Raw genomic sequence first — 19,359 nt, forward strand, 5'->3', positions numbered from 1 at the left:
TTGTCTTAGTCGCGCTCACTTGCGCACTCCTGCCGGTGCGTCGCTTCGCGAGACGGCGGCCATCGCGGTGGGTGCTTCGTCGTCAGGCTGCGCCGCGTGCTTCGGCTGGGCGGCTTTGTCCTGACCTTCGACGACCGTCACCGTGGCGGTGCGACCAGCGACGAGACGCATGTCGGCGGGCACGTCGTCGAGCGCAATGCGTACCGGAATGCGTTGCGCGAGACGGACCCAGTTGAACGTGGGGTTGATGTTCGGCAGCATCGACGCACCGCTGGTGCGGTCGCGATCCTCGATACCGGCGACGATGCTTTGCACATGTCCATGCAATACGTGACGCTCGCCCATCAGGCGAATCTCCACCTTGTCGCCGATATGGATGCCGCGCATCTTGGTTTCTTCGAAATAGCCTTCGACGTGCAGCGAACCGGCGTCGACCATCGAGAGCACCGGACGCCCCGTCGTCACGTAGTCGCCCACGCGCGGCAGCCGGTCGTTCAGGTAGCCGTCGGCGGGGGCGAGTACGCGCGTGCGTTCGAGATTGAGTTTCGCAAGACGCACCGCAGCGTCGGCCTGTGCCACAGCCGCTTCGCCGGATTCGACCTTGGCCTGACCGGCCTCCACGACTTCCTTGGCCACCACTTCCGTCAACTGATGATTGCGTGCGTTCTCGCGACGCGCCTGCGCGAGCGTGGCGCGCTGTGCGGCGGCGGTCGCCTCGGCTTGCTGCAACGCGAGCGTGTAGCGATCACGGTCGATCACGAACAGCAGATCGCCACGGTGCACCGGCTGGTTGTCCTTGACCTCGACGTCGGTAATCAGGCCGGAGACATCGGGGGCGACCTGCACGATGTCGGCGCGAATACGGCCATCGCGCGTCCACGGGGCGACGGTGTAGTAGTCCCACAGGTGCAGCAACACGTAGACCGCCACGCAGGAGACCGCGAGCGTCAGAACGACGGGACCGAGAGAGCGAAGTTTCAGTTTCATGGTTGGTAGGCGTGCGCCACGGCGACGATGCCGCCCAGCGCGATGATGTACACAGCAAGGTTGAATAAGGAGCGGTGCCAGACGAGCTTGTAAAAGCCGATGCGCGCCAGCACGAAGCGCAGCGCGCCCGTCAGCACGAACGCCACGACCATCAGGGCCAGCAGCGTCGGCACGAATACACCGTAGATGTCGATCTCGCCGCTCATTGGGCACTCCGGGTCGAAGCGTGGATAGGGGCTGCGGGCGGGAAGAGTGCGACGTGGATGTCCATGAGCGAGGCGCGCGCACTGCGCGAGGCCTGATCGCTATGGGCCACCAGCGAGCGCACGGCCCCCAGCAGTTTGTCTTTCAGCGTGGCGTCGGGCTGGCTCACCTGTGCGTCGAGTCGCGACTGGTAGAAGCGCGCCACGTCGCAGAGCACGGCCTCGACCGCGTTGCGCTGCGACGGATTCAGATTCGGCAATTCGCGTTGCAGGGCGAGCGCGGAGAGCTCGACGCGCACTTCGGTGAAGCCGTCGCTGGACGTTTCGCTTTCGCTCGCGGCCAGACGCGGCACCAACTGGCCGAGCCGGTCGAGCAACCGCGCACGCAGCCGGTTGTGCTCGCTTACCGAGCGGCCCATCGCATTTTTTGCGATGTCGCGCCAGCTCGAATGAATCAGGCGACGCATGGCGACGCGCGTGCCGAACGGGCGTGTCTGCAACGTCCACAGCAGCGCGAATAACACTCCGGCCACACCGGCGATGTTGTTGTTGAAGAAGCTCTGGAAGTCGGCGTTGTATCCGCCCTGAATCCCCACGAAAGTCGCCGTGTTCACCGCCACGAGCATGGCCACCATCGTGAAGCGCGGCTGCGGGATCAGTGTTCCGAGCAATACGAACGGCACGGCAAAGAGCGCCACTAGCAGACCGAAGTCGTGCGCGTTCGTCAGGATGAAGAACACATACACGGCGGCGAAAATCACGCACACGGCCGTCGCCCAGAAGAACGAGCGAATGAACGGTGCGGGCTCGTCCATCGCCGCGAAGAAGCAGCAAGCCACCGCGCCGAGCGAGACAGCCGCAGCACCATCGTTCCAGCCGGTGTAGATCCACGCCATGCCCATCAGGAATGTACACAGGGCTGCCGAAATCGTCGAGAACAGCAGCAGGCCGTGATCGTAGTGACGCGCGCCGCCCAGTTCCCAGTGCGGGAAGGCGGGCGTCCATTCGGGGGCGTCTTCATGCTGGCCGAAGCGGCGTTGCAGCGAAGCGCAGTCCTGCCACAGCTGCACGAGCGAGCGCAGACGGTCTTCCGTCGCGGCCACGAGCGCGCCGTACCAGTCCGACGCCTCACCGGCCGATTGTGGCGGCTTGAGCAGATGCGCGGGTGCAGGCGACGGCGCGCCCCGGCGCAGCCACGCGACGATTTCCGCCATCTTGGCTTCAAGCGCTTCGGGTGCACCGTTCGGATGCAGGCGCAACGTTTGCACCAGCGACGCGACGGTCGAGAGCACCGGCATCATCATCGTCATGCGCCCGCGCAGTTCCTGCGCGTCACGCACGCGCTCGGACGTATCGGCGTCATACGACAGCTGGCTGATCAACTGATCGAGGGCGAGAATGTCCGCCGCCATGCGGTGACGGCTCATGTGACGCGTGGCCTTGCCCTCCGGGTCGGCCGAGAGCATGTCGGTGGTCCAGCGCGCGGCGTCGGTGAGCCAGCGGGTCGAGCGGTCGTGCAGCACTTTCGCCACGCTCGTGGGCAGAATTACCGCGCCCACGACGCTGGCGCAGACGATGCCGAGAATGATCTCTTCCGAACGGGCGATGGCAATGTCGAAAATGCCAGTCGGCGTATTCACGGCGGGCAGGGCGATGAGCGGCAGCGTGTACGACGCCAGCAGGAACACGTAGCTGCGAGGCGAGCGATGCAGCAGCGAGATATAGAGCAGCGTGCCGGTCCACAGACCGACGGCGGCCATCAGTAATTCGGGCGTGTTGACGAGCGCGGGGACGAACGCAATGGACGCGGCCGCACCCAGCAGCGTGCCGAGCACGCGGTACAGCGCCTTGGAGCGCGTCGCGCCCGTGAGCGGATGCGAGACGATGTAGACGGTAGCCATCGCCCAGTAGGGACGCGGCAGGCCGAGCGCGAGCGCGATGTAGAGCGCCAGCATCGAGGCGACAAACGCCTTGATCGAGAAAATCCAGTCGCGGGAGGAAGGCCAGGTAAGCACGGTCGACTTCTTTGACTACTTCTTGGGGAGTTCCATCGCGAGGATGGAACCGTCCGGATCCGCCGTGCGGTTGAGCGTTTCGAACACGCGCAGCACGGCTTCGAAATCTTCCCGGGGGATGTTCGCAAACACCTTCGCGCGCAACTGGCTGAGTTCGACTTCGAGCTTCTCGGCGAGCGTTTCACCCGCTTCGGTGAGTCGCAGCGCATTGGCGCGACGGTCGCTCGCATCGACTTCGCGCACGACCAGACCGGCCGCGCACAACTGATCGAGCAGACGCACCAGCGACGCGCCTTCGAGCCCGACGTATTCGGCCAACTCGACCTGACGCACACCCTGGCCAAGACGGCGGATGAACAACAAGGGGCCGGCGCTTGCCGCGGAAATACCGTATTCGACGATCGCGCCCTGCGATAACTGGCGCCATTGTTTGCCTGCCAGCAGCAGATGGCTGGTGAAGACAAAACGGAGCGATTCTAGGGAGGTCATGGCGAAAGATTATATGTTAACTAATAATTAGGATGCTAGCTAATAGGCTGTTGCGAAATCCGTGGGAATCGTGGGAAGCCTTGTTCCGTGAATGTCGTCCCTCATCGCTAAGGCAGATGTGGCGTGCCTTTCGGCGATTCCGGCGGGTAAGATAGCGGCATCCGGCGAGCAGGCTTCATGCCCGTCGCCAAGTGTTACGACATATTTCAAGGGACGCCCAATGACATCCAAGGGACTGGATAGCGAATCGTTCGAGCTGCTGCTCGCGGCGGTCCAACGCTTCATCCGCGAGCGGCTCGTGCCCGCCGAGAACGACGTCGAGGAGCACGACGAAGTGCCCGCCACCATCGTCGACGAGATGAAGGAGATGGGACTGTTCGGCTTGTCGATTCCCGAGGAATTCGGTGGCATCGGCTTGTCGATGGTGCAGGAAGTGCGCGTGGCCTACGAATTCGGTCAGACGTCGCTCGCGTTCCGGTCGGTATTCGGCACGAACGTCGGCATCGGCTCGCAGGGCATTCTGATGGACGGCACCGATGCGCAGAAGCGCGATCTGCTGCCGCGCGTGGCGAGCGGCGATCTGATCATGTCGTTCGCGCTGACGGAGCCGGATGTGGGATCGGACGCGGCCTCGCTCAAGACCCGCGCGGTGCGCGACGGCGACGTCTACGTGCTCGACGGCGTGAAGCGCTTCATCACCAACGCGCCGCGCGCAGGTGCCTTCACGCTGATGGCGCGCACCGGCGGCGAGGGGGCGGGCGGCATTTCGGCGTTCATCGTCCCGGCCGACACGCCGGGCCTCTCGCTGGGCAAGCCGGACAAGAAGATGGGCCAGCGCGGTACAAAGACCTGCGACGTCGTGCTGCAAGGTGCGCGCGTGCCGGCGGCGAACATCATCGGAGGCGTTGCCGGTAAGGGTTTCAAGACGGCCATGAAGGTGCTCGACCGGGGGCGCCTGCATGTGGCGGCGCTCGCGTGCGGCATGGCGCAGCGCATTCTCGACGAGTCCGTCGCCTATGCGCGCGAACGCAAGCAGTTCGGCGAGCGCATCGGCGACTTCCAGTTAGTACAGGCGATGCTCGCCGACAGTCAGGCCGAACTCTACGCCGGGTGGTCGATGGTGCAGGACTGCGCCGCGCGATACGACGCCAAGCCCGTGGGCAAGCGCGACGCCGACGTCAGCACGCGGGCGTCGTGCGCCAAGCTGTTCTGTACGGAAATGGTCGGACGTGTGGCAGATCGCGGCGTGCAGGTGCACGGCGGGGCAGGCTACATCAATGAGTACAAGGTCGAGCGCTTCTATCGCGACGTGCGTCTGCTGCGCCTGTACGAAGGCACCACACAGATTCAGCAACTCATCATCGGCCGCGCGTTGATGCAGGAGGATTGAGTGAGCCGACGCGCGCTGCCCTTTCTGGTGGCGTCGACGTTCTTCATGGAGAACCTCGACGCCACCATCATCACCACGTCGCTGCCCGCCATGGCGACGGACTTCGGCGTCGCGCCGTCGCAACTGTCCATCGGCCTGTCGGCTTATCTGGTCGCACTCGCGGCGTTCATCCCGGCGAGCGGCTGGCTGGCGGACCGGCTCGGGCCGCGTCGGGTGTTTCCCGCCGCTATCGCGCTCTTTACGCTGGCATCAGTGCTGTGCGCGATGAGCACGAGCCTTGGCATGTTCACCGCTTGCCGGGTGCTTCAGGGGCTGGCCGGGGCGATGATGGTGCCGGTCGGGCGACTCGTCGTGTTACGCAATACGCCCAAGCCGGAACTGGTGCGTGCCATCGCAACGATCACGTGGCCGGGCCTTGCCGCACCCGTACTCGGCCCAGCACTTGGCGGCTTCATCTCGTCGACGTGGAGCTGGCACTGGATCTTCCTGATCAACGTGCCGCTGGGCCTTGCGGCGTTCGCAGGGGCGTTGTGGCTGGTGGGGCCGTCGCCGGGCGAGCGCAAGCCGTTCGATCTGCCGGGCTTCGTGATGAGCGGCGTCGGCGCGAGCCTGCTGATGTTCGGCGTCGAGCTGGCGAGCCGAACGCCCGCCGACTGGCCGATGGTGATCGGTTGCCTCGCCATCGGATTGCTCTCGATGGGCTGGTCGATCCGGCACTTCCTGCACACGCCGCACCCGCTCATCAATCTGGCCGCTATGCGCGTGCAGACATTTGCCGTGACGGTGTGGGGCGGTTCGCTTTTTCGCATGACGATCGGCAGCGCGCCGTTTCTGCTGCCGCTGATGTTCCAACTCGCGTTCGGCCTGAGCGCGGTGACGTCCGGCCTGCTGATGCTCGCGCTCTTCGCGGGCAATCTGGGCATTAAACCGGCGACGACGCCGATCCTCCGGCGCTTCGGTTTCCGTCGTGTGCTGCTGGGTAACGGCGTGCTCGTCGTGATCGGCTTCCTGATGTGCGCCGCGCTGTCGTCGTCGACGCCGTTCTGGATTGTCGCGCTCGTGCTGCTGTTCGGCGGCATCTGCCGGTCGATGCAGTTCACCACGCTTGCCACGATGGCGTTCGCCGACGTGCCGCCCGCCGACATGAGCGGCGCAGCGACGCTGTCGTCCGCACTCCAGCAGATGATGACGGGCATGGGAATCGCGCTCGGCGCGCTCATCCTCAAGTTCACTGAAGTGGCGGGTGTTGCGCCGTTCAGCACCGCGAGTTTCCGCTGGACGTTCGTCGTCATGGGGGGAATCGCCTTGCTCGCACTGATCGACGGCATGCGTTTGCCGCACGACGCTGGCGCGCAAGTCAGCGGACACAAATCGTCAGGTGCCAAAACCAGCGAAGCAAGCTGACGCACCGCATGCAGGCATCAAGTTGGTGCGCGCGGGGCGGCGGCCCCACGTCATGCACTGGTGCGGTGCAGCAGAATCGATACCACTTTCGGGCGTTTCCCATAGACAACTTCTGATCTTCTCCTTACCCGACAACGCCCCGCGGGCGATGTCTCACGTGCTGGCACGCTTGTTGCGTTAGCGTTAATGCCAGCGGCAAAGGCGTCGCCGGCAAAGGATTCAGGTGCGACGTCGGGCGGGACAGCCTGCGACGTACCCACAGGACAACGGCGTCCCTCTGTGCTTCGGCACGGATGGACGCCGTTTTGTTTTTCGGGCGCTGCAGGCGCAACAGGAGAAGACAGCATGCGCAAACCTCGTCTGGTCGTCATCGGCAACGGCATGGCCGGCATCCGCACGCTCGAAGAGCTGCTTGAGATTGCACCGAACCAATACGACATCACCGTGTTCGGCGCAGAGCCGCATCCGAACTACAACCGCATCCTGCTCTCGCCGGTGCTCGCCGGCGAGCAGGCGTTCAAGGACATCGTGCTCAATCCGCTCGACTGGTATGCGGAGAAGGGCATCACGCTGCACCTCGGCAAGGAAGTGACGCAGATCGACCGTCGGAGTCGCGTGGTGCGCTGCGCCGACGGCACCGAAGCGCCGTATGACCGTCTGCTGATCGCGACTGGCTCCAGCCCGTTCATTCTGCCGGTGCCGGGCAAGGATCTCGACGGCGTGATCAGCTATCGCGACATCCGCGATACCGAAATCATGATCGAGACGGCCAAGGTGAAGCGCCACGCGGTGGTGATCGGCGGGGGACTGCTCGGACTCGAAGCGGCCAACGGCCTGAAACTGCGCGGCATGGACGTCACCGTCGTGCATCTGGCCGACACGCTGCTGGAGCGTCAGCTCGACAGCACGGCAGGCAAGCTGCTGCAACAGTCGCTCGAAGCGCGCGGCCTTGCGTTCCGTCTGTCGCATCAGACGTCGGAAATTCTCGGCGACGACAAGCACAGCGTGCGCGCCGTGAAGTTCAGCAACGGCGACGAAATCGCGGCGGATCTCGTGGTGATGGCCGCCGGCATCCGCCCGAATACCACGCTGGCCGAAGCGGCTGGTTTGCACTGCGCACGTGGCATCGTGGTGTCGGACACGCTGCAAACCTACGATCCGCGCATCTACGCCGTGGGCGAGTGCGTGAGCCATCGTGGTGTGGCGTACGGTCTCGTCGCGCCGCTGTTCGAACAGGCCAAGGTCTGTGCGAATCACCTCGCATTGATGGGTATCGGCAGCTATCGCGGCTCGGTGCTTTCCACCAAGCTGAAGGTCACCGGCATCGATCTGTTCTCTGCGGGCGACTTTCTGGGCGGCGAAGGCACGGAGGAAATCGTGCTGTCGGACCCGGCGAGCGGCGTTTACAAGAAGCTGGTGATTCGTGACGACAAGCTCGTCGGCGCATGCCTGTACGGCGATACCGCCGACGGCGCGTGGTACTTCAAGCTGCTGCGCGAAGGGCGCACGCTGGGCGAATTGCGCGAGCGCATCATGTTCGGCGAGTCGAGCGTGGGCGACGTCGGCACGCAAGGGCAGAACCGTGCCTCCGCGATGGCTGACACCGATGAGGTGTGCGGCTGTAACGGTGTGTGCAAAGGCACCATCGTCAAGGCCATCACCGAGAAGGGCCTGTTCACGCTCGACGAAGTGAAGAAGCACACCAAGGCGGCCAGTTCCTGCGGTTCGTGCGCGGGGCTGTGCGAACAGATTCTGATGAGCACGCTCGGCTCGACCTACGACGCCGCGCCGAAGGAGAAGGCCGTGTGCGGCTGCACCGATCTGTCGCATGCGGATGTGCGTCGTGCGGTGCGCGAGCATCGCCTGACCACTCACCGCGCCGCCTTCGACTTCCTCGAATGGCGCACGCCCAACGGCTGCGCGACGTGCCGTCCGGCGCTGAACTACTACATGCTCAGCACGTGGCCGAAGGAAGCGGTGGACGATCCGCAAAGCCGCTTCGTCAACGAGCGCGTGCACGCCAACATCCAGAAGGACAACACGTTCTCCGTTATCCCGCAGATGAAGGGCGGCGTGACGAATGCGAGCGAGCTGCGCCGCATTGCCGACGTGGCGGACAAGTATCAGATTCCGATGGTCAAGGTCACGGGCGGGCAGCGTATCGACTTGCTCGGCGTGAAGAAGGACGATCTGGTGAATGTCTGGCGCGATCTGGGCATGCCGTCGGGGCATGCGTACGGCAAGTCGATCCGCACGGTGAAGACGTGTGTGGGGAGTGAGTTCTGCCGCTTCGGCACGCAGAACAGCACGCAGATGGGCATCGATCTGGAGACGATGCTCGCGAACATGTGGTCGCCGCACAAGGTGAAGCTGGCCGTGTCAGGCTGCCCGCGTAATTGCGCCGAAGCGGGGATCAAGGACGTGGGTGTGATCGCCGTCGATTCGGGCTGGGAGCTGTACGTGGGCGGCAACGGTGGCATCAAGACCGAAGTGGCGCAGTTTCTCGTGAAGGTGAAGACGGCCGAGGAGGTCAAGGAGTACACCGGCGCGTTCCTCCAGTTGTATCGTGAGGAAGCCTACTACCTCGACCGTACGGTGCATTACCTCGACCGCGTGGGCCTCGATTATGTGAAGCAACGCGTGGTGGCGGACGCGGCCAATCGCCGGGCACTGTACGAGCGTCTGCTGTTCTCGCTCGACGGACTGCCGGACCCGTGGCAGGCGCGTATCAACGGGGCGCAAGCCAACGAGTACCAGCCGCTCAAAGCGACGACGCTGAGCGCGACGCCCGCCGATGTCACGACTGAAACCACGACTGCCTGAGGAGATCCCATGACGACGCCATCCCAACCGATCTGGCTGCACGTCTGCGACGTGAATGCGATCCCGCGCCTGGGCACACGCGTGCTGACGCATGCGAGCGGCAACATCGCGCTGTTTCGCACCGAGAGCGATAACGTCTTCGCGCTGCGCGACAAGTGTCCGCACAAGGGCGGCGCGTTGTCGCAGGGCATCGTGCACGGCGAGAAAGTGACGTGTCCGCTGCACGCCTGGAACATCGATCTGACGACGGGCGAAGCCTGCGCACCGGACGTCGGTTGCGCACAGCGTTTCCCGGTGCGGATCGACGCGGGCGAGGTGTATCTGTCGATTGACGAGACGGTGAGCACCACCGCGACCGAGACGGTCGCGGCCTGACGTTCGCCGTCTCGCGTAATCCCCACGACACCTAACCACAAGCGCCGGAGTTCTCATGACAACCCTCACGCAAACCACCTGCTGCTACTGCGGCGTCGGTTGCGGCATGCTCGTCGAGAGCGATGGTGAGCGCATCGTCGGCGTGCAGGGCGATCCGAACCATCCGGCGAACTACGGGCGGTTGTGCAGCAAGGGCATGACGCTGCCGCTCACGGCGCAATCGATCGCCGGACGCGTTTTGATGCCCGAGATGCGCGCCGCGCGCGATGCCGAGCGTGTCCCCGTCACGTGGGACGCCGCGCTGGAAACGGTGGCGTCGCGCTTTGCCGACGTCATCCGTCGCCATGGTCCGGACTCGGTCGCGTTCTACGTCTCGGGGCAACTGCTGACCGAGGATTACTACGTCTTCAACAAGCTCGCGAAAGGGCTGGTGCGCACCAACAACATCGACACGAACTCGCGGCTGTGCATGTCGAGCGCCGTGAGCGCGTACAAGATGGCGCTCGGTGCCGACGGCCCGCCCACCTGCTACGACGACCTCGAAGCCGCTCGCACCGTGATCTTCGCGGGCAGCAACATGGCGTATGCGCATCCGGTGTTGTTCCGGCGTCTGGAAGCGGCGAAGGCCGCCGATCCGTCGATTCGCTGGATCGTGGTCGATCCGCGCCGCACCGATACGGCGGCGATGGCGGACTTGCATCTGCCGATCGTGCCGGGCACGGACGTTGCCCTGTTTCACGGCATGTTGCACCACCTGATCTGGGAAGGACGCATCGACCGTCGCTATATCGATGCGCATACGGACGGCTTCGACGCCCTCAAGCAAGTGTTGCGTGCCTACCCGCCGCAGCTGGTCGCGGATATCTGCGGCATCGAAGAATCGGCGTTGCGTCAGGCGGCGGACTGGTTCGGGGAAAGCCCGGCGGCGCTCTCGCTGTATTGCATGGGGCTGAATCAGTCGAGCCACGGCACCGAGAAGAATCTCGCACTCATTCATCTACATCTGGCGACCGGGCAGATCGGACGCGCCGGTGCTGGCCCGTTCTCGCTGACCGGTCAGCCCAACGCCATGGGCGGGCGCGAAGTCGGCGGACTGGCCACCATGCTCGCCGCGCATCGCGATATCGGCAACGCGGCGCATCGTGCCGAAGTCGAGACGCTTTGGGGCGTGCAGGGACTCTCCGCCACACCGGGCCTGCCCGCTGTGGAGATGTTCGACGCCGTGCGTGACGGGCGTATCAAGGCGATCTGGATTGCCTGTACGAACCCGGTGCATTCGATGCCGGACAGCGCACGCGTACGCGAAGCGCTGGCGACGGCGGAGTTCGTCGTCGTGCAGGAAGCTTTTCATCAGACGGATACGGTGCCCTATGCGGACGTGCTGCTGCCCGCCGCGAGTTGGGGCGAGAAGGCCGGTACCGTCACGAATTCCGAGCGCCGGATTTCGCGTGTGCGTGCGGCGATCCCGGCACCCGGCGATGCGCGGGCCGACTGGTGGATTGCGAGCGAGGTGGCGCGGCGTCTCGCGCCCAAGCTCGACGCGCCGTCCGAGCCGTTCGCGTTTTCGTCCATCGAGACGATCTTCAACGAGCATCGCGCGCTCACGCTCGGCCGCGATCTCGATATCGGCGGCATCGATTACGCCTTGCTGGAGCGCGACGGCCCGCAGCAGTGGCCGTATCCGGCGGGTGCTGCGCACGGTGCAGCACGTCGCTATGAAGACGGCGTGTTCGCGACCGGCGATGGCCGTGCGCGCTTTCATGCCTTCGAGTATCGGCCGGTGGCCGAGCCGATCAACGCGCGACATCCACTGCGGCTGATTACGGGACGGTTGCGCGATCAGTGGCACGGCATGAGCCGCACGGGACGCGTCGGGCAGTTGTTCGAGCACGCACCTGAACCGGCGCTGACGATGCATCCGGCGGATGCCGCGCGTCGCAGCCTGCGCGCGGGCGACTTCGTGCGTCTGTCGAGCCGTCGCGGCGAGCGGGTGCTGATGCTGACGGTGAGCGACGATGTGGCGTCGGGCACGGTGTTTGTCCCGATGCATTGGAGCGGTCAGTTTCTCGGTGGCGGTGGCGTGAACGACACGACGATCGGTGCCGTCGACAAATATTCGAAGCAACCGGAATTGAAGCATGCAGCGGTGCGCGTCGACCCCGTGACGCTGCCGTGGCGCGTGGCGGCGGTGTGTCGCGGCGATGCGCTGCAATTGCACGCGGCCGTGCAGCCGTTGCTCGCACAGCGACGGTTCGCGACGGTGCGTCTGGAGGGCGACGACCGGCTGGTGGTGACGGCCGCCGATGCCGAGCCGGATGCCGATTGGCTGGAGCGTCTGCATACGGCGCTGGCGCTGCCGCGTGACGAATCGCTGCTGGAGTATCGCGACGCGCGTCGGGCCATGACCAAGCGTGTGGCGTGGCGCGACACCCTCATCGACGGCGTGCTGGTCGCGGGCAGCGAGGCGGATGTCGCGGGGTCGACGACGTTGCTGGCGCGCGTGAAAGGCGCGTCGCCGTGGATGCGCGCCCGTCACGCGGTGTTCGTCGCCGACAGCGGGCCGGCGGTGCCGCGAGACCGCACCGTCTGTCAGTGCAAGTCGGTGACGGCGTCGAGTATCGACGCGGCGATTGCTTCCGGGGCTGACGTCGCGCAACTCAAGGCGAAGCTCGGTTGCGGCACGGTTTGCGGTTCATGCGTTCCGGAATTGCAGCGTATGTGTGCGGCGTCGGCAGGGATCTCGTCGGCGGTCACGACGAATGCAGCTTAAGTGTTGTGAGTGACGCGCACCCATGCATGACATCGAGGATGTGAAGGATTCAAGGGAGAACGATCATGAAGAACGGCAAAGTCACTCTGCTCAGCGCCGGGCCTGGCGCGCTCGACCTGCTGACGTTGCGCGCCGCGCGCGTGCTCGGCGAGGCGGACGTGTTGCTCGTGGACGATCTGGCCAACCCGGAGATCGCCACGCTCGCACCGCAGGCGCGCGTGATTGCCGTGGGCAAACGCGGCGGTTGCCGCTCGACACCGCAGGCGTTCATCGAACGGATGATGTGCCGTTTCGCCAAGCGCGGCGCGCATGTGGTGCGGGTCAAGGGCGGCGACGCGTTGATGTTCGGTCGCGCGGGCGAGGAGATGACGGCGTTGCGGCGTGCGGGCGTGCCGGTCGAGATCGTCAACGGCATCTCGTCGGCATTCGCGGCGGCGGCCGGTCTCGGCATGTCGCTCACGCACCGCGATCACTGCGCGGGCGTGACTTTCGTCACCGCGCACCGGCAGGACGGCAGTGCCCCCAACTGGGCGGCGCTGGCCGCGACGGGCACCACGCTGGCGATCTACATGGGACTGCATCGGGTGGAAGCGCTGAGCGCGACGTTGCTCGCGCATCTCGATGCGGACACCCCGGCGGGCGCGGTGCAGTGGGCGGGCACGCAGCAGGAGCGTCGCATGGTGACGACGCTGGGGCGACTGGCGGCCGACGTACGCGCGCAAGGCTTCGCCAGTCCGGCCATTCTGCTCGTCGGCGGGGCCGTGGGTGAGGCTGCGGCGGGGATGGGCGTGATGAGTGAGTGCGCTGAGGAAGTCGTCGCTCGTGCCGCCTGACGTCCCAACATCCACGAGCGAGCACGGCATGTTGCGCGTGCTGCTCGTGACCGATACCGACAAGCCGATTGGCGAGTTGCGGGCGGCGCTCGCCCGTCTGGGATGCGAGATGCTGGCCGAAGTCGCCAAGCCGCAGGCGTTGCCGCGCGTGGTGGAAAGCGAGCGGCCGGACGTGGTCATCATCGATACCGAGTCGCCGTCGCGCGACACGTTGGAGCAACTGGCGGTCATGAATGCGGCCGCGCCGCGTCCGGTGCTGATGTTTTCCGCCGACGGCAATCAGTCGCTCATTCGAGCCGCTGTCGATGCCGGGGTGACGGCATATTCCGTCGAAGGGCTGGCAGCAGACCGTCTCGCGCCGATTCTCGAAGTCGCGCTCGCGCGCTTCGCCCATGAGGAGAAGTTGCGCGCGCGGCTGGCCAAGGCGGAAAGCGAACTGGCCGACCGCAAGCTGATCGACCGCGCCAAGCGGCTGCTCATGGACCGGCGACGGATTTCCGAGCAGGAGGCCTACGCCATCCTGCGCAAACGGGCGATGGATCAGGGCGAGAAGCTCGTCGAAGTGGCGCGCCAGCTCGTCTCGATTGCCGAATTACTGGGATAGACACTGCACATGTCGACGTCATCATGGTTGGCTCCCGATGGGCCATCGCCGGACCGGCAAGACCGAATTTCGGACGATGTGCCGGAGAAGCGTCATTTGCGCGTGGGGTTCGTCGCGCTGTCGGATGCAGCGCCGCTGGTGGTGGCAAAGCGTCTGGAGTTGGGGCATGAGCATGGGCTCACGCTGGAGCTGAGCCGCGAAGCGTCGTGGGCGGCGATCCGCGACAAGCTGCTCACCGGTGAGCTGGACGCAGCGCATTCGCTCTACGGACTGGTCTACGGCGTGCAACTGGGCATTGGTGGACCGCGCGAGGACATGGCCGTGCTGATGGTGCTCAACCGCAACGGGCAGGCGGTGACGGTGACGCCGTCGCTGGCCGATGCGCTGGCCGAGACGGGCGATCTGCGTGAGGCATTGGCGTCGCTCGGCCGCAAGCCGGTATTCGCGCAGACGTTCCCGACGGGTACGCACGCGATGTTCATGAATTACTGGTTCGCGGCGCAGGGCATCGATCCGTTGCGCGACATTACCAGCATGGTGATTCCGCCCGCGCACATGGTGGCGGCGATGGAAGAGGGCGGGCTGGACGGCTTTTGTTGCGGCGAGCCGTGGCACGCGGTCGCTCAGGCGCGTGGGTTGGGGCGCACGGTCGCGGTGTCGAGCGATATCTGGCCGAATCATCCGGAAAAGGTGCTCGCGAGCCGGCGGGACTTCATCACCCGCTATCCGAAGACGGCACAAGCGCTGGTGCGCACGCTGCTGAGTGCTTGCCGGTGGCTGGACATGCCGGGGCACCGGGCGGAAGCGGCGGGCTGGCTGGCCGAACCGGCGTGGGTCGGGGCACCTCGCGATCTGATTGCGGCGCGCTTGCTTGGGGATTTTGGACGCCTGTCCGGGCGGCATGCGTTGCTGCCGGTGAGCTTCTTCGAGGGCGGCGTGGTGAATTACCCGCATCCGTCGGACGGGATTTGGTTCGTCTCGCAGTACCGCCGTTGGGGAATGGTGGGAGACGATGCGGTTGCTCACGCCGCGCAAACGGCGGCGGAAGTGAATCAGACGGCCTTGTTCGCTGCGGCGGCGCGCGCCGAGTCGGTGCCGGTGGTTTCGGAGGCGACCGGCGAAGTGCTGTGCGATGGTCGCCGGTGGGATGCGGCGAGTGCCGCCGATCTGACGGCTTACATCGACGGATTCGCTATTCGGGCGCGCTGAGCGGTTGGCGTCTTACTGTGCAAAGACGTCGCAATCGACGCCACCACGTGCGAGGCAGGCGCGCACGGCGCGCTCGCGGTGACGGTGATGCATGTTCAGGTGATAGACGAGCGCGAGCAGAACGACTTGTCGCGACACGTTGGCGAACACCGGTCCGAGGCCGGCGGCCCGGGCCAGTTCACGGCGCAGGACGGGGTGCAGACAGGCGAGGGCGAGGATCGCGAAGGATCCGGGCACTGCGAGAAACGCCGCTAAAGCAATCTTCTTTTTCATGGCCGTCGTGTGTGGTGAGGGCGTTGTGAGGACGCACCTGCTGGAGACGGTTGGGTTCTTAACGGAAACCGGCGCACCGATGTGCGCCGGTTTTTCCATTTTGGCGGGCGTCTCCTCCCGTCTCACTGCATGTGAGACAGTGTAGAGATCGGTCGTACTTCGATAAATGTATGAAAATGAAAGCCTCTCTTGCCAAAACTGAAGAGAATCACGTCAAGGAGGCTCGCTGATGCCGGATGTACTTGAGGGACGCTGTTTGTGCGGTGCGATCCGATTCGAAATTCGCGCACCGATGGTCAAATTCAGTCACTGTCATTGCAGTCAGTGTCGAAAGGGACACGGCGCGGCATTCGCCAGCTACGGACGGACGAGGCGTAAAGACCTTTACGTTATGTCGGGTAAAGAGCACATCAAGGCGTATGTGTCGTCCGAGTCGGTCCGCCGGGAGTTCTGCGCAGACTGCGGGACGTCCCTCTTCTGGTCGAGCAGTAGTCCCGAGTTGGCCGACTGGATCTCGGTGGCGTTAGGAACGATCGATACCCCGTTCACGGCCCCCGGGCAACGACATCTCCACGTGGCGTCGAAAGCGTCGTGGTATGAGATCGAGGATAGGTTGCCGCGCGAATAGCCTTACACCTTCTTCACGAACTCCGTCTTCAGGCTCATTGCGCCGAAGCCGTCGATCTTGCAATCGATGTCGTGGTCGCCGTCGACCAGGCGGATGTTCTTCACTTTGGTGCCGATCTTGATCGTGCCGCCACCGCCTTTGAGCTTCAGGTCTTTAATGACCGTGACGGTATCGCCGTTTTGCAGGATCGCACCGGTGGCGTCGCGATAGACGCGCTCGGTCGGCTCTGCGGCAGCTTCGGCCTGCGCCGACCATTCATTACCGCATTCCGGGCAGATGCACATCCCGCCGTCTTCATACGTGAATTCGGAGTTGCATTTCGGGCACGGGGGCAGAGCGCTCATTTGGTGTTTCCCTGAAGTGATGCGATGGCAATAAGACGTTAAGAGCGCGAGAGTATAACGGTGTCGGCCGGGGTGTCCCTTGCGTTGGCTCAAGGGCGGCTGTGATCCTGAAACCCGCGTACAAGTCCCATCAACTAAAGAATGTCGATGGCAAGACGATAAATTGCTTATGTTCACTCTTTCCGACCCGACGTCATGCCTTCGACCTTGATGATCCATTCCACCAAGCCTGAGCGTCGGGTGAAGCCCGGGTTCAACTGGGCCGCACTGCTTTTTGGATCGTTATGGGCCTTTTCTGAAGGGCTCGTGCTCCGTGGCGGGCGATTGGTGGCCGTTGACTGCCTGGCCGGAATCCTGTGGTCCGTCGGATATCCGGCGACGATGGTGGCCGGGAGTGCCGTGTTTATCGCGAAGAACGTCGTTGTCGCTCGTTCCGGCGGGGCGTGGCTGCAACAACATCTGGCAGAGCAGGGCTACCGTGCAGTCTCGTAGCCGTTGTCGGTTTGGCCGGCACACCGTGCACGGGCGTTGAAATCCCTAATGGCTCTCGGGCGTCACACCGGCGATACTGGTTTGGCCGATAATGAGCGCCACGCCCGCTACTTCCTGTCGTATACCCCCTTAATTGCGCTGTCCCCGTCATGGCCGCCGAGATTCAGATTCCCATTCGTACGGAGTGCCCGCCCGGTGCCTGCACCTGCGAGCGGGAAACGCTCTTGCAGGATGTCCAAGGCGACCGGCGCATTCTGATGCTGACGCAAGCCGAGGAAAAGCGGCTGATTGCGCGAATCGAGGCGATTTCCAGCTATAACGATCTGAACCGCATGATCGGTTTGATGCACGCTCAACTTGGCATCCGATTGCGCATCACGCCGAGCCCGAACGAAGTCAAGACCCTGCGCGGCATCATCATTCAATTGGACGCGCTCCCCGGCTTGTGCCGGAAAACCCGATCCAACATTCCCTCCGCCATTCGACGCTGTCTCGACGCCCACCCCGAAATCGCCTTCGCCATTCTCGATTCGCACGATTTGCTTGGCGGTATTTGATACGGCATCGATAAAAAAGCCCGCCGCAAACTGCCGACGGGCTCTTCATGACGCTTCTATATCTCTTATCTGTGGGGCGCTGGTTGTTTGACGACTGTCGTCACCGACCTCACGGACGCGGCGGGTATTCTCCAAACTCCAACGCGATGCAAAAGTTCATCGGCAGGAACGGTTGCATGTTGTTGTGTGCTGCGCCGCCGCCAACGGCGCTCATCGTCTGATGCGACAGCGACACGAGCGATGATGCCGAATCCTCCACGAAGGCATTGGCGCCCGCCGAGATGAAGCGCGCCGGAAGCTTGTCGTCGCCCGTCAGATTGCCCGGGCGCGTGTTATTCGTGTAGGCAGTGTGCGTGTGGGAAGGCATGTTCTCGTCAGCCAGCGTCACGGTCCTCGCGCCCTGAATCTTGCCCAGGTCACCCACAGTATTCATTCCCTGTGCCACACATCCCCGGAGATCGGGAACGGCGAACGTGAGCTTGCCGTCACCACCGAAGCGGTTGCCGATCACCGCGAACAACACCGGATAGGAACGTATCTGGAGCAGCGAACCGTCGCAAAATGCCCAGTGGGCAGGCGGATAGTTGCACCCGAAGATGCGAATTTCACCAATATAGTATTCGTCCATTTTTTGCTCTTATCAGCCCTGCGACGGATAGATGCCATCCACGGCAATGATGTAGTTCAGCGTCGCCGTGGGCATGAGGTTGTTGTGCGGTGTCGGCTGTACATTGCCTGACGGCTTGATGGCCTTCGGCGACAACTCGGCCTTGCCGCCCGGATTGCGCGCACCGGTGTCGTAGAAGTTGGCGGCGGTTTTGGCCAGCATGACGCCGTCGCCCGGCGTTGGCGTGGTGGCATCGCTGGTCGTCGCATAGACGTCGTGCACGTGACCCGGCACCTCGGTCGACTTGAGTGTGACCGTGGCGGTCCCGAGCTTTTGCCCCAACACGCGATTGCTCAACCCCAAGCCCTGTCCCATGCCGATCGGCACTTGATTGCGCAGATCCGGCAACGCGAATCGGCTAACGCCGTCGCCGCCGTAGGTCGTTCCGATCAACGAGAACAAGACTTCAAAATCCGAAATGTTGACGAGCGACCCATCGCAGAACATCCAGCCGACCGGGGCGTAGCTGCCAGCGAACAAGCGAATTTCTCCGTAGTAAGGTGTCATGTCGAACTCCTAGCCGCGCGACGGGTAAATGCCGTTGATGCAGATCATGTAGGTCATGACCAGCGACGGCTGCATGTTGTTGTGGCCGACTGCGTCGGACGTCGTGCTGCACGCTTCAGGGGACTCCTTCACAAGCGTTTGTTCTGTCGGCGCGCCATACAGCGCAGCGCCATCAACCGTTTTTCCATCGGCGACCACCGCACTTTTCGCGAACAACCGGTTCTTGTCGGTGCTGGCGATAGGCTGCGTTCCGCTGTCCGTCGCGGCCTGAAACGAATGGGTGTGAACGGGCGTTTGCGCCTGGGTCAGCGTCACGGTCTCTTCGCCACCGGGAACGCCTTGTTCGTAAGTCCCCGGCAGGCGGTGCATTGCTACGCGCCCGCGCAAATCCGGCAGCTTGAAATTGTTTCTGCCATCTCCCCCGTATTGGATCCCCAGGACCGAAAACAGCGCCTGATTGATATTGACGTTCATCAGTTGTCCTGCGCATGGCGCCCAATCGCGCGGCGACATACCGAATGCAAACAACCTTATTTCCCCGAGATAAGCTTCCACTGGTTCTTCCTCGTTATGTGGCAGTGCCACGATTTTTTGATGCGTTGTTGGCGCGAATTGTGCCATCGAGAACCAGTGATTTAAATTAGTTAGGAGGCGTTATTTTTTAGTCGTGTTATTTGAAACGATCGTTTTAATTTTTCCCGTGAGCTGAAAATTACAGGCGAAAAACGTCAGTGAAAACCCTCGATTCAATAGTGGGGTGTTTGAATTTTGTAAGTACTCCTTGACACG

General features: G+C 63.8%; 20 protein-coding genes. 11 read left to right on the plus strand and 9 right to left on the minus strand.

Going from position 1 to position 19,359, the window contains the following annotated elements:
• Positions 1 to 15: 15 nt before the first annotated feature.
• From PAQ31011_RS14170 to PAQ31011_RS14185, 4 genes are read right to left on the minus strand one after another with little or no spacing between them, the layout of a single operon-like run.
• A complete protein-coding gene (locus PAQ31011_RS14170; protein ID WP_150576389.1) occupies positions 16 to 987 on the minus strand; it encodes an efflux RND transporter periplasmic adaptor subunit in 972 nt (323 codons plus the stop codon).
• Positions 984 to 1,193 (minus strand): DUF1656 domain-containing protein, encoded by a 210-nt coding sequence (locus PAQ31011_RS14175; protein ID WP_150576390.1) that lies wholly within the window; start codon positions 1,191 to 1,193, stop codon positions 984 to 986. Before PAQ31011_RS14175 ends, PAQ31011_RS14170 begins: the two co-directional genes overlap by 4 nt.
• Positions 1,190 to 3,205, minus strand: a complete 2,016-nt coding sequence (locus PAQ31011_RS14180; protein WP_150576391.1) for an FUSC family protein — start codon at positions 3,203 to 3,205, stop codon at positions 1,190 to 1,192. The genes PAQ31011_RS14175 and PAQ31011_RS14180 overlap by 4 nt, the downstream gene beginning before the upstream one ends.
• A gap of 15 nt (positions 3,206 to 3,220) precedes the next feature.
• Positions 3,221 to 3,694, minus strand: a complete 474-nt coding sequence (locus tag PAQ31011_RS14185) for a MarR family winged helix-turn-helix transcriptional regulator (RefSeq protein ID WP_150576392.1) — start codon at positions 3,692 to 3,694, stop codon at positions 3,221 to 3,223.
• Between the two features lie 220 nt (positions 3,695 to 3,914).
• Between PAQ31011_RS14185 and PAQ31011_RS14190 the strand changes: the two genes are divergently transcribed.
• The 8 genes from PAQ31011_RS14190 to PAQ31011_RS14225 all read left to right on the plus strand — a co-directional run bounded on the left by PAQ31011_RS14190 (position 3,915) and on the right by PAQ31011_RS14225 (position 15,102).
• A complete protein-coding gene (locus tag PAQ31011_RS14190) occupies positions 3,915 to 5,084 on the plus strand; it encodes an acyl-CoA dehydrogenase family protein (protein ID WP_150576393.1) in 1,170 nt (389 codons plus the stop codon).
• Positions 5,085 to 6,488 carry an MFS transporter gene (locus PAQ31011_RS14195; RefSeq protein ID WP_246179559.1) on the plus strand — a complete coding sequence of 468 codons (1,404 nt, stop codon included), beginning with the start codon at positions 5,085 to 5,087 and terminating at the stop codon, positions 6,486 to 6,488.
• Positions 6,489 to 6,833: 345 nt separating this feature from the next.
• Positions 6,834 to 9,311, plus strand: a complete 2,478-nt coding sequence (gene nirB / locus PAQ31011_RS14200) for a nitrite reductase large subunit NirB (protein ID WP_150576394.1) — start codon at positions 6,834 to 6,836, stop codon at positions 9,309 to 9,311.
• A 9-nt stretch (positions 9,312 to 9,320) separates the two neighbouring features.
• Positions 9,321 to 9,686 carry a nitrite reductase small subunit NirD gene (gene nirD / locus PAQ31011_RS14205; protein WP_150576395.1) on the plus strand — a complete coding sequence of 122 codons (366 nt, stop codon included), beginning with the start codon at positions 9,321 to 9,323 and terminating at the stop codon, positions 9,684 to 9,686.
• A gap of 55 nt (positions 9,687 to 9,741) precedes the next feature.
• Complete coding sequence (locus PAQ31011_RS14210) at positions 9,742 to 12,456, plus strand: nitrate reductase (protein WP_150576396.1); 2,715 nt, start codon at positions 9,742 to 9,744, stop codon at positions 12,454 to 12,456.
• A gap of 65 nt (positions 12,457 to 12,521) precedes the next feature.
• Positions 12,522 to 13,289: a uroporphyrinogen-III C-methyltransferase gene (gene cobA, locus PAQ31011_RS14215; RefSeq protein WP_150576397.1), complete on the plus strand. Its 768-nt coding sequence runs from the start codon at positions 12,522 to 12,524 to the stop codon at positions 13,287 to 13,289.
• Between the two features lie 28 nt (positions 13,290 to 13,317).
• Positions 13,318 to 13,893, plus strand: coding sequence for an ANTAR domain-containing response regulator (locus PAQ31011_RS14220; RefSeq protein ID WP_039404017.1), 576 nt, complete (start codon positions 13,318 to 13,320; stop codon positions 13,891 to 13,893).
• Between the two features lie 9 nt (positions 13,894 to 13,902).
• Complete coding sequence (locus PAQ31011_RS14225) at positions 13,903 to 15,102, plus strand: CmpA/NrtA family ABC transporter substrate-binding protein (protein ID WP_150576398.1); 1,200 nt, start codon at positions 13,903 to 13,905, stop codon at positions 15,100 to 15,102.
• A gap of 12 nt (positions 15,103 to 15,114) precedes the next feature.
• On the opposite strand, the gene PAQ31011_RS14230 is transcribed toward PAQ31011_RS14225, so the two are convergent.
• Positions 15,115 to 15,375: a hypothetical protein gene (locus tag PAQ31011_RS14230; protein WP_150576399.1), complete on the minus strand. Its 261-nt coding sequence runs from the start codon at positions 15,373 to 15,375 to the stop codon at positions 15,115 to 15,117.
• Between the two features lie 229 nt (positions 15,376 to 15,604).
• Here PAQ31011_RS14230 and PAQ31011_RS14235 point away from each other — a divergent pair, with 229 nt between their 5' ends.
• Positions 15,605 to 16,003 (plus strand): GFA family protein, encoded by a 399-nt coding sequence (locus tag PAQ31011_RS14235; RefSeq protein ID WP_150576400.1) that lies wholly within the window; start codon positions 15,605 to 15,607, stop codon positions 16,001 to 16,003.
• A gap of 2 nt (positions 16,004 to 16,005) precedes the next feature.
• On the opposite strand, the gene PAQ31011_RS14240 is transcribed toward PAQ31011_RS14235, so the two are convergent.
• On the minus strand, positions 16,006 to 16,347 hold the full coding sequence (locus PAQ31011_RS14240; RefSeq protein ID WP_150576401.1) for a zinc ribbon domain-containing protein YjdM: 342 nt from the start codon (positions 16,345 to 16,347) through the stop codon (positions 16,006 to 16,008).
• A gap of 195 nt (positions 16,348 to 16,542) precedes the next feature.
• On the opposite strand from PAQ31011_RS14240, the gene PAQ31011_RS14245 reads away from it, so the two are divergent.
• Both PAQ31011_RS14245 and PAQ31011_RS14250 read left to right on the plus strand, forming a co-directional pair.
• Entirely contained in the window at positions 16,543 to 16,839 is a 297-nt protein-coding gene (locus PAQ31011_RS14245; protein WP_150576402.1) for a hypothetical protein, read from the plus strand.
• Between the two features lie 149 nt (positions 16,840 to 16,988).
• The gene (locus PAQ31011_RS14250; RefSeq protein ID WP_150576403.1) at positions 16,989 to 17,396 is read left to right on the plus strand and encodes a hypothetical protein; all 408 of its coding nucleotides are present in this window, start codon (positions 16,989 to 16,991) and stop codon (positions 17,394 to 17,396) included.
• 109 nt (positions 17,397 to 17,505) lie between these two features.
• On the opposite strand, the gene PAQ31011_RS14255 is transcribed toward PAQ31011_RS14250, so the two are convergent.
• The 3 genes from PAQ31011_RS14255 to PAQ31011_RS14265 are packed head-to-tail and all read right to left on the minus strand — an operon-like array spanning position 17,506 to position 19,155.
• Positions 17,506 to 18,024, minus strand: coding sequence for a phage tail protein (locus PAQ31011_RS14255; protein WP_150576404.1), 519 nt, complete (start codon positions 18,022 to 18,024; stop codon positions 17,506 to 17,508).
• Positions 18,025 to 18,036: 12 nt separating this feature from the next.
• A complete protein-coding gene (locus tag PAQ31011_RS14260; RefSeq protein ID WP_150576405.1) occupies positions 18,037 to 18,570 on the minus strand; it encodes a phage tail protein in 534 nt (177 codons plus the stop codon).
• A 9-nt stretch (positions 18,571 to 18,579) separates the two neighbouring features.
• Positions 18,580 to 19,155: a phage tail protein gene (locus PAQ31011_RS14265; RefSeq protein ID WP_425495108.1), complete on the minus strand. Its 576-nt coding sequence runs from the start codon at positions 19,153 to 19,155 to the stop codon at positions 18,580 to 18,582.
• Between the last annotated feature and the right edge of the window lie 204 nt (positions 19,156 to 19,359).

The sequence above is a fragment of the Pandoraea aquatica genome (assembly GCF_902459565.1).
Lineage (GTDB): Bacteria > Pseudomonadota > Gammaproteobacteria > Burkholderiales > Burkholderiaceae > Pandoraea > Pandoraea aquatica.

Bases quoted from the DNA above. Each gene is read 5' to 3' on its own strand.
- PAQ31011_RS14170 (WP_150576389.1), bottom strand. From the start codon at position 987: ATGAAACTGAAACTTCGCTCTCTCGGTCCCGTCGTTCTGACGCTCGCG.
- PAQ31011_RS14175 (WP_150576390.1), bottom strand. From the start codon at position 1,193: ATGAGCGGCGAGATCGACATCTACGGTGTATTCGTGCCGACGCTGCTG.
- PAQ31011_RS14185 (WP_150576392.1), bottom strand. From the start codon at position 3,694: ATGACCTCCCTAGAATCGCTCCGTTTTGTCTTCACCAGCCATCTGCTG.
- PAQ31011_RS14190 (WP_150576393.1), top strand. From the start codon at position 3,915: ATGACATCCAAGGGACTGGATAGCGAATCGTTCGAGCTGCTGCTCGCG.
- nirB (WP_150576394.1), top strand. From the start codon at position 6,834: ATGCGCAAACCTCGTCTGGTCGTCATCGGCAACGGCATGGCCGGCATC.
- nirD (WP_150576395.1), top strand. From the start codon at position 9,321: ATGACGACGCCATCCCAACCGATCTGGCTGCACGTCTGCGACGTGAAT.
- PAQ31011_RS14210 (WP_150576396.1), top strand. From the start codon at position 9,742: ATGACAACCCTCACGCAAACCACCTGCTGCTACTGCGGCGTCGGTTGC.
- cobA (WP_150576397.1), top strand. From the start codon at position 12,522: ATGAAGAACGGCAAAGTCACTCTGCTCAGCGCCGGGCCTGGCGCGCTC.
- PAQ31011_RS14220 (WP_039404017.1), top strand. From the start codon at position 13,318: ATGTTGCGCGTGCTGCTCGTGACCGATACCGACAAGCCGATTGGCGAG.
- PAQ31011_RS14225 (WP_150576398.1), top strand. From the start codon at position 13,903: ATGTCGACGTCATCATGGTTGGCTCCCGATGGGCCATCGCCGGACCGG.
- PAQ31011_RS14230 (WP_150576399.1), bottom strand. From the start codon at position 15,375: ATGAAAAAGAAGATTGCTTTAGCGGCGTTTCTCGCAGTGCCCGGATCC.
- PAQ31011_RS14235 (WP_150576400.1), top strand. From the start codon at position 15,605: ATGCCGGATGTACTTGAGGGACGCTGTTTGTGCGGTGCGATCCGATTC.
- PAQ31011_RS14240 (WP_150576401.1), bottom strand. From the start codon at position 16,347: ATGAGCGCTCTGCCCCCGTGCCCGAAATGCAACTCCGAATTCACGTAT.
- PAQ31011_RS14245 (WP_150576402.1), top strand. From the start codon at position 16,543: ATGCCTTCGACCTTGATGATCCATTCCACCAAGCCTGAGCGTCGGGTG.
- PAQ31011_RS14250 (WP_150576403.1), top strand. From the start codon at position 16,989: ATGGCCGCCGAGATTCAGATTCCCATTCGTACGGAGTGCCCGCCCGGT.
- PAQ31011_RS14255 (WP_150576404.1), bottom strand. From the start codon at position 18,024: ATGGACGAATACTATATTGGTGAAATTCGCATCTTCGGGTGCAACTAT.
- PAQ31011_RS14260 (WP_150576405.1), bottom strand. From the start codon at position 18,570: ATGACACCTTACTACGGAGAAATTCGCTTGTTCGCTGGCAGCTACGCC.